The sequence below is a fragment of the Nostoc sp. WHI genome (genome assembly GCF_015714725.1).
In the GTDB taxonomy this organism is placed as follows: Bacteria; Cyanobacteriota; Cyanobacteriia; order Cyanobacteriales; family Nostocaceae; genus Nostoc.
Genome location: NZ_WBKM01000080.1, coordinates 1 through 11,561, shown reverse-complemented (window position 1 = coordinate 11,561; position 11,561 = coordinate 1). Strand labels below are relative to the sequence as shown.

At 39.6% G+C, this 11,561-nt stretch carries 8 protein-coding genes; 4 read left to right on the top strand and 4 right to left on the bottom strand.

Annotated features, from left to right (window positions below; all coding sequences use genetic code 11):
- Window positions 1–239 precede the first annotated feature (239 nt).
- The gene (gene topA / locus F8S12_RS08220; protein WP_196515822.1) at window positions 240–2,432 is read left to right on the top strand and encodes a type I DNA topoisomerase; all 2,193 of its coding nucleotides are present in this window, start codon (window positions 240–242) and stop codon (window positions 2,430–2,432) included.
- A gap of 5 nt (window positions 2,433–2,437) precedes the next feature.
- Here topA and F8S12_RS08215 read toward each other — a convergent pair whose 3' ends face one another.
- From F8S12_RS08215 to F8S12_RS08205, 3 genes are all read right to left on the bottom strand, one after another.
- Window positions 2,438–2,923, bottom strand: a complete 486-nt coding sequence (locus tag F8S12_RS08215) for a molybdenum cofactor biosynthesis protein MoaE (RefSeq protein WP_196515821.1) — start codon at window positions 2,921–2,923, stop codon at window positions 2,438–2,440.
- A 133-nt stretch (window positions 2,924–3,056) separates the two neighbouring features.
- Window positions 3,057–5,342 carry a caspase, EACC1-associated type gene (locus F8S12_RS08210; protein ID WP_230967883.1) on the bottom strand — a complete coding sequence of 762 codons (2,286 nt, stop codon included), beginning with the start codon at window positions 5,340–5,342 and terminating at the stop codon, window positions 3,057–3,059.
- A 622-nt stretch (window positions 5,343–5,964) separates the two neighbouring features.
- The gene (locus F8S12_RS08205) at window positions 5,965–6,501 is read right to left on the bottom strand and encodes a nucleotidyltransferase family protein (protein ID WP_196515820.1); all 537 of its coding nucleotides are present in this window, start codon (window positions 6,499–6,501) and stop codon (window positions 5,965–5,967) included.
- 316 nt (window positions 6,502–6,817) lie between these two features.
- Between F8S12_RS08205 and cobO the strand changes: the two genes are divergently transcribed.
- Window positions 6,818–7,495, top strand: a complete 678-nt coding sequence (cobO, locus tag F8S12_RS08200) for a cob(I)yrinic acid a,c-diamide adenosyltransferase (RefSeq protein ID WP_196515819.1) — start codon at window positions 6,818–6,820, stop codon at window positions 7,493–7,495.
- 8 nt (window positions 7,496–7,503) lie between these two features.
- Here the strand turns inward: cobO and F8S12_RS08195 are convergent, their stop codons facing one another.
- The gene (locus F8S12_RS08195; protein WP_196515818.1) at window positions 7,504–8,202 is read right to left on the bottom strand and encodes a hypothetical protein; all 699 of its coding nucleotides are present in this window, start codon (window positions 8,200–8,202) and stop codon (window positions 7,504–7,506) included.
- Between the two features lie 777 nt (window positions 8,203–8,979).
- Here F8S12_RS08195 and F8S12_RS08190 point away from each other — a divergent pair.
- Together F8S12_RS08190 and F8S12_RS08185 are read left to right on the top strand one after the other, a co-directional pair.
- A complete protein-coding gene (locus F8S12_RS08190) occupies window positions 8,980–10,275 on the top strand; it encodes an ATP-binding protein (RefSeq protein WP_196515817.1) in 1,296 nt (431 codons plus the stop codon).
- On the top strand, window positions 10,262–11,561 hold a 1,300-nt coding region (locus F8S12_RS08185), incomplete at its 3' end, for a tetratricopeptide repeat protein (RefSeq protein ID WP_196515816.1). The genes F8S12_RS08190 and F8S12_RS08185, both read left to right, overlap by 14 nt.

The window sequence follows — 11,561 nt, the reverse complement described above, 5'->3', positions numbered from 1 at the left end:
AAGACCGCGCTGGCTCCCCTTAAAAAGGGGGAAATAGAGTCATTATTAGCCCCACTTTTTAAGGGGGTTGGGGGGATCGAATCTTATCCGAACTGTATTGGGTGTAGCCCCAACCAGGTATAGCACTGAAAATTTGGATCTTAGGCTATAAAAGCGGATTAATTATAGTACATGAATACTAAAATGTATTATAAAGGGTTAATTGCCTACTTTTATAGAACATCTAGAAAATAAGTGCCATGCCGAAACGCCTTTTAGTGGTTGAATCTCCTGGCAAAGTGAAAAAGCTCAGTCAAATTCTCGGTTCAGAGTGGATTGTGCGTGCTAGTTGTGGACACATCCGAGAACTCAGCGATCAGGGAGAAGATTCTCTGGGCTTCACTATGGATGGCAGTAGTGTACGGTGCAATTATGTACCGCGTGACCAACGGGCAAAGGAAACAATTGGACAACTAAAGGCTGCTGTTAAGCAAGTAACTGAAGTTGTCTTAGCAACTGATCCAGACCGTGAAGGTGAGACGATCGCTTGGCATCTTAAAGAAATACTCGGTCTGAGAGATCCGAAACGAGTTGTTTACACAGAAATTACCGCATCTGCTGTTCAAGGAGCGATCGCAAATCCCAGAAAGCTTGATTTTAACTTGGTAGGGGCAGGATTATGTCGAGATTGTCTAGATAAGTTGGTGGGTTATAAGGGAAGTCCCTTAGTTTGGGCATTGAACAACGGCGCTAAGAGTGTCGGCAGAGTTCAGAGTGCTACATTACACCTGATTTGTCAGCGAGAAAAAGAAATTCTGACTTTTGTTCCTCAAGACTACTGGAATGTCTGGGTAGATTATGTTGAAGGGTTTCGGGCTTTCTACCACGGGACAGTAAATGCTCGTTCAGATGCCCCAGAACAAGCAACAGAAACTCACGATGACGCGGCAAGTAGCAGCACAGAAACACCAGAGTCTAAGCGCGTTCTCTCAGAAGCAGAAGCAACACGCTTAGTTGAAGAAGCACGGCGCTATCCTCATCAGGTTATTCTCTTTGAGGGAAAGATTGTTAACCGCCAACCACCTCCACCCTTTATAACCTCAACTCTTCAACAAGCTGCTGGATCAAAGCTGAGATTGGCTCCAGATAAGACGATGATCTTAGCCCAAAAGCTTTATGAGGCAGGATTAATCACCTATATGCGGACAGACTCAGTAATGTTGAGTGCAGAGTTTTGCACCAGTGCACGTCAGTGGTTAGAGCAGCATGATCCGCCGAATGTGCCGCAGCAGCTTGCTCATCATCGCAGTGGTAAAGCGGCTCAAGAAGCTCATGAGGCGATTCGTCCAACAGACGTGTTTCGTCCTTCAACCGAGTTGCGGGGAGAACTTTCTGCTGATGAATTTGACTTGTACGTGATGATTTGGAAACGGGCAATGGCCTCTCAATGTCGCTCTGCCCAACTTCGTAAAACTCAAATCATCACTCAGTCTGGCGCACTCCTGTGGCAAGCCAGAGGACAAGTTGTAGAGTTTTTCGGTTATGCTCGTTACTGGAACAACTTGAGCAAGGATGCAATTCTGCCTTTTTTGCAACAGGGGCAGATGTTGACTCTGAAAAATGCCGAGCATGAGCAGAAACAGACACAACCACCACCCCGCTACAGTGAACCAAAACTTGTACAGTTGATGGAGCGCAAAGGAATAGGCCGTCCAAGTACCTATGCTCCTACCATTTCTACTTTGAAGAAGCGAGATTATGTCCAGCAGACAAAAGGCCACCTGCAACCAACAGCCTTGGGATTAGAAGTGGATGCTTTTTTGCTCAAGGCATTGCCGGATTTGCTAGAGGCGGAATTTACTGCCAAGATGGAGGATGCCTTGGATGCGATCGCTCAAGGAAAACAGCCGTGGCAAAATTACTTGATAAACTGGAACCAGAATTATTTTGTGCCAGCACTGGCGAAGGCTAAAACTGTAGTTATCACTTCATCGCCTACAAATAAAGCTGCTGCTGTTGAGCGCAAATATGAAACTTCTAGAACTCGCTGCCCTGATTGCAATAATTTTCTAGCCAAAATTCCCAGCAGTAAAGTCAAAAAGAAATTCTTCCTCAAATGTGTCAGTGGGTGTGCAGATATTGTCCTGTTTTGGAGTGACCTCAACAAAACTTGGCAGCCACCCCGGACTAAGGCGGCTATTAGTGAAAATCCCCAAAAGCCCCCAGTCAAGATCACATCGTACCCCTGCCCAGTATGCAAACAGCCCTTAGAAGAGTACAGCTATACCAAGGATGGACAGAGCAAAACAATGCTGCGGTGTTCTGCCCAAGAGTCTTGGAAGGATAAAAAACATCAAGATGTGGCTTACTTCAGTACACCCAAAGGCTGGTGGAGTCCCAAGTTGGGCGAAATGAACAAAATTTCGACGCCGAGTTCAGGGGATGTCTGCTAAACAATTTAACAATTTTCTTCTGATGTTTCACAAGCACCAATACTTACCCAACAGCTAGAACCATCTTCCCAATGTTCTTTCTTCCAAATGGGGGCATTGTGTTTGAGGGTATCAATAGCATATTGGCAAGCTTCAAATGCCTCACTCCGATGAGGACAACCCACTGCTACTAAAACGCTGATTTCCCCAACTTGCAAACGTCCGGTGCGATGATAAATCACTACCCGATTCACCTTAGGGGTAGATAAGCGAATATCAGCAGCAATTTGATAAAATACCCGCAATGCCATCGGTTCGTAAGCTTGATACTCTAGAGCAACCACAGGTTTACCATCGGTTTGATTGCGAACCATTCCACTCATCACAACTACAGCACCGTTGGCTGGATCGTTAGACTTGGCATAGATTTCTTCAAGAGACAATGGTGCAAAAGTAATGGCAAAACTATCTTCAGTTCTTGGTTTAACAGCAGAGGCAAGTGTAGTCGTCATAACTTAATTTATTTTATATGTAGGCTTTTTCTATTGTCTCTGAACAAAGTGCTGCTGACCATATTTATAAATAGCCTCGGATATATATCTTTCGCACGATAGTTTTTATATAAAATTAGCCAAATCATTTAAGTTATTTTCCTAGAATACGTTCTATTAATGCATCTGCTTTATCCTTATCAATGCGGTCATAAACTTTTGCCCCTGCCTTCTCAACAACATATCCTTGAATATATTTCACGCCAATTTCTTTAAGGCGATGTAAGCTGATTGGAGTATGCTCATCCAATCCCTCAACTACCACATCCGTTCGGTTTTGTAAAGCTAATTCATGAACAAAGCGGATGATAGTTTCTGTATCATTATGATTATGAAAAAGAACTTCTCGGTCAATTTTGACATGAGGTACATTTAAACCTGCCAGACGAGAAACTGAAGCATAACCAACACCAAAATCATCAATTGCAAATCCTACATCCAGTTGAGCTTTATATTCTTCTAATCTTTTTTTGAAATCTATCCAAGAAAGTTTAACATTACTGCCATCTTCAACTTTTGGTAATTCAGCTTTTTCGGAAATTTCTAAAATGAGTTTATCAGCTGGTATCAGTTTATATTTTTTGTCTTTATCGCTCTCATCATCGATAAACTTATTAATTAATTCACTAACCTTGTCAAAATATACTGGTCGCATCAAAGAATCTGGATAAACGTTGACGGACAGTGGCTTAATCTGATCATATCTAAGTAGTTGTTCTTCCTTTCTAGCCTCAAAATAAGTTGTAATCGCTTTCTCAAGAAAATACTGATCTAATTCAACAGTGAATCTAGTTCCCCACAATTCTGCTGCTTTAAATAGCTCAGAAGGAACTGTCAATTTATAAGGATCTCTAGCCAGAGCCTCCCAGCCTTTAATAGATAAGTAATGTGGATCTAAGCGAACAATAGGCTGAAAATGAATTATCATTTGTTGTAAATGCTCACAGAATAATTCAAATCTTCTGTCATATAGTGATGGGGAAACAAAGCCAAAAGCCTTTTTAAGAGCATCTATAATGGCAGCTTCAACTAGTGTCGGCTGCAACTCAAGTTCTTGACTAGCTTGATAGAAGGTAGATAAAATTAACGCATAGGCATCTTCCAGAAAGCGGTAATCTCTGGGCAAACCACAAATAACCATAAATTCAGCTTGTGGTTTTGATTTCAGTGGTATAAAAACAAAAACTTTTTGTTCCTGATCGGTTTTATAAATACCGTGATGGTATTTATAAAAAATAGATTTCTCTGAAACTGCCGCTAAGATATTTGACTTTAGGATGTTAATATAAAACTCTTGATTAATATCTTGATTAAAATCGCTTTCTGATTTTTTATGCCATGTATTCTTTTTGGGATCATGGCGCAATACCAAAACACAATCTGCTTTAGATAAATGTCTAATTATATCGAGAAGACGATTTTGAATTTCATGTTTTATCGTCAATTTTTTATTATTTAAAGTTTTAATTGGCGCATCATTTGCTAGAGCTACAATTAAATCTCTTATAAAAGATTCATAAGGCTTTAGAAAGTTATGAAGAGGAATAACTCCTTCCTCATACTGATGGTTATCTTCAGTTGGCGGTAAAGTTTTTAATTTTATCTCACCCAAGTTAATAAGTTCCCGCTTTTGGGGTTTTGCAGGTGACTTGGCAATGACAATATTGAACCCCTCATCCTTCAGACCAATGATTTTGGGACTCATAGCATCTGTAATTTGTTCCACATGATTGCAGAGGTACTCATGCAGCTCAAGCACTGAAATCGAACCATCTTTGTTTAAATCTGCTGCTCCAGTTTCAATACCCGTCACTATGTGTTGGGTATAAACGGAGAGAATAGACTCTTTTTGTTCAAAAGAATATTGAGTAGAGGTTGATGAAGTAAGGACTGCCCGCCCTCTCCCGCCTAATTGAGCTTCAATATCAATAACACCATCATCCTTGGCAGTCATGCCTTCGGCAAATGCTGCACTGAAAGAACAGTTAAGTATTACCACCTGTCGTTTACAGAGCGAACTTCCCATAATATCATGCACAAAACGACCAGGAACAGCAGTAGATTTAATCAGATTCCCATTAGGATATTTGTTAGTTGTACTAGTAGCGAAGTAAAGATTGCCACTATCATCTTTGATTCCATGCCCAGAAAAAAATAGCAATACTAAGTCATTTTTAGTACGATTAGAAAACACTTTCTCAATAGCTTGCTGAATTTTTGTCGGGTCGTCTGGGTTGAGCAACGTTTCTACTTGATCAAATCCACCCGTTTCTGGGTCTTGCAATACTCTTTGCATTGCCTCTACGTCTTTAATGGCACTAAGTAGAGTATTTAATCCTTGGTACTCACTGACCCCAATCAGCAATGCTACTTTCGCCATTTTGTAATCCTACGTGTTTTTGAGGAGGAAATTAGGTGTTTTCTATTTAACGAATGCAAACCTCTCTCCACTCAGTAATAACAGACACAACAGTTACAAGCAAGCAAATTTGGAAATTTTGAGAGATTTTGCCTTGAAGCTCAGTCACCAACCAATCTAGGGAAAACATAAAAGATCGTGTATTTCGCCATAATCAAATAGCACTAAATTTAGGATTTAGATTAACATAGCAAAGAAAAGAAATTTATCCAGAATAGCTTGCTTCTGAGACTCTTTAGCAGTATTATATGTTGCCAAGTAGGCTAAAAAATCGTAAAAATCGTAAAAATAGAACGGTAGAACAAGAAACAACCGTGTAACACCACCTAAAGATTTTTATGCGATCGCAGCATTTCTACAGCTTTAAAATACTCCCCAAATAATTAAGAGAGCATTAGTTTATTATCAAATAAATGGTTAATTGTGTAAAGGTTATTTATTTGCTAATGAATTGGCAGGATACTTTGTTCGTCGTAGGCTTTTTCAATTAAACAGTCTACATTCTGCGAATTTCCTTTCAAGTTCAAAACTGTTTGCAAATATACTAAACTCCAAGTTAAAGCTACTTGTTACTAGATTTCTTTTACGCCAACCGCAGATAAGGACACTTTTGTAAAAACCCAGATGCTTTATTGTGGGCATCTATATTATGAGTATGTGCTGGCGTAGGTCGAATAATGCCACCAAACAGATCATCTAACCCGTAGGGTGTGAAAAATTGCCATTGGCCTTGTGCATCTAGTCGAACTCCCACAGCAGTAGCAGTATGCAGCCAATCTGTGATGCCATCCTCTGTACTAGTGTAGGGTCTGTGACCAAGACGCCAACGAGCAAAACTAGCTTGATTTTTTACATCAAACTGCTCATGAGGAAATTGTTCTGTGAGAGTTACCTTTGCTGCTAATTCTTGGGAACGATTACCCTCTATATCAAAGAATGCAATATCAAAATCTTTAATACCCAATCCACAGTCATTGCCAAAAATTGAATGCCAAACGGTGTTTCTGACTGCACCCCCGGCTAACCACCAGTTAGGTAGATTTAGTTGAGCGATCGCTCTTAATACTGTATCAATAGGTGTATCAGCTAAAATCATCTGTAGGCGAGTGTTACTATCCATATCAAATTTATGAGATTGTCAAGTAGAATGTGAAAATATTATCATTTACATTTCATTAAGTTTACGGTGTTGATAGTCCTGTTGTAACACTTGCTAGATCAATGTTTGCTAGGAGAACTTCTATAGTCATAGTATAAAGAAAACAGGGTTTTACGAAAGGTTAAATTGTGAATTTAGAATTTAGAATTTTTATATCAATATTTTTCCGTTAAATCTTACTGGACATATTCAATTATGTAATTTAAGTAAAATTGGATAATCAACAGAATTTCGGTTCATTCTCGAAAGTTTTAACAGTTATTTGCATACAAGGTTGATGAAAAACGACACACCAAAAGAATTAAACCCAGATCAAGAGATTGGCCGCTTGATTGATGAGGTAATGTCCTCATCTCTGACTGATGAACAGTATCGCAAAAAGATGCAGCGACGGAAAGAAGTACAGGATCAGCGAATAGCACAAGCTGTACCCGAAAAAGGATTAATTATTGTAAATACTGGTAACGGTAAGGGTAAAACTACTGCGGCTTTGGGGATGGTGTTACGATCGCTCGGTCACGGGTATAAAGTAGCGATCGTCCAATTCATCAAAGGTAGCTGGGAACCTTCAGAAAAAAGGGTTTTCAGTTATTGGGAAGACCAGTTAGAATTTCATGCAATGGGCGAAGGCTTTACCTGGGAAACTCAAGATCGCGATCGCGATCTCGACAAAGCTAACGCCGCTTGGGAAAAATCATTAGAATACATCCGCAATCCAGATTTCCATCTGGTGCTGTTAGATGAAATCAATATTGCTCTCAAAATGGCTTACTTACGAGTAGAGGACGTTTTAACAGGTTTGGCAGAAAAACCTGCTAACAAACACGTTATTCTCACAGGTAGAGGCGCACCGGCTGCTTTAATTGAGCGTGCTGACTTAGTAACCGAAATGACCCTAGTTAAGCACCCTTTCCGCGATCAAGGCGTTAAGGCGCAACCAGGAATTGAGTATTAACTTAAAGATTACTTGCACATTTGTAATATGCGGCGATCGCTAGCAGTGATAGAATTTAACCGATGAAAGTCTTGCAGCGCCACCGAGTAAGCATAATTGCTTAACTCATCTTCACTAACATTAGGTAGTCTACTGCTTGTAGCTACCTGATTCGACTGATTAGACCTGGCTTGATTTGACGAACCGCTAACCGTCATCGCCAACTCTCCTGACTGGTCGAGTGTACCTTGAAAACAATTAAACTCCGATTGAGGCATATACAAAGCACCAGTTGCCTTGCTTTGCTGCTTCTCAAATATGATGTAAGTTTGACCAATCTGGTTTGCTTTTGGGAATTGACCATAGAGGTAAATCCCATCTTTGGCGGGAAAACTCGCTTTTGGTAAAACTCCTAAGCCTTTTGTCGCTCCCTGAGAACTTGGAACCAGCGCTGTGATTGTAGGTAATGTTTTTCCGCTCTGCATAAAAATCTCCCGCTCTTCAGAAGCTGCTTTCAGTTGACTTCTCTCCTCTCGAACTCTTCTTAGCTGCGACAAAAGAGAGTTTTCGGAAGTTTTCTGAATCTGAGCCGATGATAATGGAGAATCTGTAACCGATACAACTTGAGTTTGCTTGCCTATAAAGCCCAAACCGAGAAGTAAGCTTAAGCCCGCCAGGGAAATTCCCCACTGGCGGGGAGATAAGAACTGATGAAAGTTGTTAAGCACCCTACTTCTCCTGTTAAAAAACGAACTAATTTCTTGATAACTTACTTAAATTCTCACCAAGTCTTAATTGTGAAAGACTTTATTTACAACTTATATTACTATTGTCCAAAAAAGAAAACTGTGAAAAACTAAAGTTTTTATTTAATTTAGCTCAGAAACCTTAGATTAACATCACTTAGAGTCTTTATTCTTCATCCAATAGATTCATCCCATTGGGTGAGGTTAATCAGAAATTAAACTATGTATTTATGGTATGGTTCTCTTGATACGCTGTTTGGCAGAAAAACAGCCATCTTAAGCTGATTACTGAGTTTTAATAGTAACTTTTTTTACTCCATTCTGAGCAATAGCCCTACAGTCAAAGCAATTCTGATACTTGCAGCTAGTCCCGTAGATCAAGCAATACTGTGCCTCGAAGTGGAAGTGCGTGAAATTGAGGAAGGGTTGCGACGGTCTAAGAGGATGTTTGAAAAGTCCTATTGTAGGTATCAAAACGTTATAGATCCCCCTAAATCCCCCTTAAAAAGGGGGACTTTGATTCCGGTTCCCCCTTTTTTAAGGGGGGTTAGGGGGGATCTATAAGTGCCTAAAATCACAGCCAAATACTTTTCAAACATCCTCTAAATATCGTGACCAAATTAAGTTGCAATCTTGATGGGTTCCGGGGGTTTTGATAAAATCATCCCTCTGCCCAGAAAAGAGCGGTTTGGATTTCCATCTGTGAAGAAATGGGTGATAATTAACTGTGGTGCAGGTTAATTATATTTACCCTATTCTATGACTGAAGATTTACTCAAGTCGTTTCAAGAAGCTTATCGCAATTTGGAACTGTTACCCTTAATTGAAGAGAATGATTTACGACGGTTTCGGGTAGAGTATGGCGAAGATACTATTGATGAATTGATCCAGTTGGTTGAAGATAGTCCCAATTCAGATAGTAAGGTTGTTTTCACGGGACATCGGGGATGTGGTAAGTCTACTTTGTTGGCGGAATTTAGCCGGAGAATAGAAGATAAATATTTTGTGGTTTTATTTTCTATTGCTAACACTATAGAAACGTCTGATGTAAATCATATTAATGTCCTGTTTTCTATTGCTGTTAATTTAATGTTGGAAGCGGAAGCACGTCAAATTGATATTCCTACTTCTACTAAAAATGCGATTGATAAATGGTTTGCTACCCGCGTCCGCACTGAAGAAACCAATATTGAAAGGCAAGCTTCTAAAGATTTTAATATATTGAAATTATTTAGTTTAAAGTTAAAAGTTGACTCGAAAATTCGTGATGAACTCAAACAAGAATTTGAGCGCAAAATTTCTGATTTAGTTGCTCAATTAAATATTATCGCCGCAGAAATTCAAGTGGCTACGAAAAAACAAATATTAGTAATTATTGATGATGTAGATAAACTTGATTTAGCAGTAGTCAATCATCTGTTTAAAGATAATATCAAAGCTCTTTGTTTACCTGGATTTAGGATTATTTATACTATCCCCATTGCGGCTTTGCGGGAAACAGCACTCAAACCAACTATTGAAAATGAAACTAATGACCAAATTGTGGTGATGCCTGTTTTAAAGTTATTTAAAAAAGGGGAGAGTCATTTAGCAAATGCTACACCATTTCCAAAAACTTTGAATATCCTTTGTGAAATATTGAATAAACGAATCTCAACTAATTTACTGGAATCATCAACAGCAGAAAAAATAGTTTTAAATAGTGGTGGTGTGTTGCGGGAGTTAATTCGCATTTCTAATGAATGTTGTCGGATTTGTCTACGGTTAATTCGCCGTAAACCCGAAGATAAAGTAATAATTAATGATGAAATTCTAGAACAAGCAATTAATAATATCCGCAATGATTTTGCTATGCCTTTAGGTAGTGTAGATTATCGAATCTTGCAAACAACTTATCAAAATTTAAAGCCAGAAGACCCGAAACAACAAGAATTTCTCGATTTATTACACGGGCTTTATGTGCTTGAATATCGCAACCGTCAAAATTGGTATGATGTTCATCCTATTGTTGTCGAATTGTTGCGTGAGGAGGGGTTAATTGATGACAGCGAATAATCAGAATAAAAATATTAACTCTGATAAAAAAAATCAAGATGCTTTTGATGATTTGATTGTCTCCATTGAAGCGGGAGAAGGTAAATTTAATTTACTGATTGGTGTTTGTGATAATGCTGATTTTCGGAATCAAATAATTGACCGCTATGAAACAGAATTAAAACCTCATTTTTGTACTTATACTGTTGCATTAGACGAACAAGAACCTAATTTAAAAGCCGCTATTCAAGAACTCTTAGAAAAGGAAGAATGTCTACAACAGTATCAACCAGTAGTGATAACTGTCACGGGTGCAGAAAAGTTGCTTTTTCTCAGGCTGGGGGAAGAACAATCAGCACAAGAAAAGTTCTTTGGTTATTTGCAGTGGACAAGGGAAGCTTTGGGGAAATTTCCCTTTGCGATTGTCCTGTGGGTGACGCATCAATTGATGATTAGTTTAATGAAAAAAGCGCCGGATTTTTGGAGTTGGCGTAATGGAGTATTTCGGTTTGTTTCCCATGCTAAAAATGTGATTTCTGCGAGAGAAGTTGAGGCGATACATTTTGCGTTAACAAGTACGGAATTAGAAAACTTTAATAGTGAGAATGAATATTTTTTACCCATTGAAGATTTACAAAGATTAATTCAGCAAATAGAACAGCAAAGCGAAATTAAAGACGCGAAATTAGCAAGTTTGTATATTACATTGTCGAACATTTACAAACAGAGATTAGATAGAGGTGAAGCCCAGGACTATCAACAAGAATTAGATTTAGCAATTAAGTATATTTATAAAGCGCTGGAATTGCAAAAAGAATTAGGGTTAGAGGAAGATGTCGCCACTAGCCTCAACAACCTAGCGTTCCTCTACGACTCCCAAGGCAGATACAGCGAAGCCGAACCCCTTTTAATCCAAGCATTGGCACTCTGGCGCAAGCTGCTGGGAGAAGAACATCCAGATGTCGCCACTAGCCTCAACAACCTAGCGTCACTCTACCGTTCCCAAGGCAGATACAGCGAAGCCGAACCCCTTTACATCCAAGCTTTGGCACTCACACGTCAACTGCTGGGTGAAGAACATCCAGATGTTGCCTCTAGCCTCAACAACCTAGCCTTACTCTACTACTCCCAAGGCAGATACAGCGAAGCCGAACCCCTTTACATCCAAGCTTTGGCACTCACGCGTCAACTGCTGGGTGAAGAACATCCAGATGTTGCCTCTAGCCTCAACAACCTAGCCTTACTCTACTACTCCCAAGGCAGATACAGCGAAGCCGAACCCCTTTACATCCAAGCTTTGGCACTCA

Excerpts from the sequence above, each read along its gene's own strand:
- topA (WP_196515822.1), top strand. The coding sequence starts at position 240 with ATGCCGAAACGCCTTTTAGTGGTTGAATCTCCTGGCAAAGTGAAAAAG.
- F8S12_RS08215 (WP_196515821.1), bottom strand. The coding sequence starts at position 2,923 with ATGACGACTACACTTGCCTCTGCTGTTAAACCAAGAACTGAAGATAGT.
- F8S12_RS08210 (WP_230967883.1), bottom strand. The coding sequence starts at position 5,342 with ATGGCGAAAGTAGCATTGCTGATTGGGGTCAGTGAGTACCAAGGATTA.
- F8S12_RS08205 (WP_196515820.1), bottom strand. The coding sequence starts at position 6,501 with ATGGATAGTAACACTCGCCTACAGATGATTTTAGCTGATACACCTATT.
- cobO (WP_196515819.1), top strand. The coding sequence starts at position 6,818 with ATGAAAAACGACACACCAAAAGAATTAAACCCAGATCAAGAGATTGGC.
- F8S12_RS08190 (WP_196515817.1), top strand. The coding sequence starts at position 8,980 with ATGACTGAAGATTTACTCAAGTCGTTTCAAGAAGCTTATCGCAATTTG.